This is a genomic window from Micromonospora sp. NPDC047756, assembly GCF_055587245.1.
This window is the reverse complement of record NZ_JBVJGQ010000008.1, coordinates 1-431: the sequence shown is the minus strand read 5'-3', so window position 1 is coordinate 431 and position 431 is coordinate 1.

Below are 431 nucleotides of genomic sequence, written 5' to 3'. Positions count from 1 at the left end.
GCACCGCGCTGCCGTGCGCACCGCGCTGCCGCGCGCGCGTGCCACTGGGGCGCGCCACCGCCCCACCCCGCGTTCGTGGGGCGTGCCACCGTGCTGCCGCGCGTTCGTGCGCCCGCGCCGCCCTGCTGCCGGCGACAAGATCGCGCAACATCCTGGTTCTAGTGGCTTCCCGGCGTTCCGTGGCCACTACATCCTGGTTCGAGTGCGATCTTGGTGGCCATGGGCGCCACGCCGGGATTCCCGTCACCCCAGAGGCGGCGTTTGTCCCCAAGATCCGCGCAGGATCAGGGATGTTGGTGGCTCCGGGCGTGTCGGAGGCAGCAGCATCGGGGAAGGTGTTCGGATCTTGGGCGCGGGGCGCGGGGCGCGGGGCGCGGGGCGCGGGGCGCGGGGCGCGGGGCGCGGGGCGCGGGGCGCGGGGCGCGGGGCGC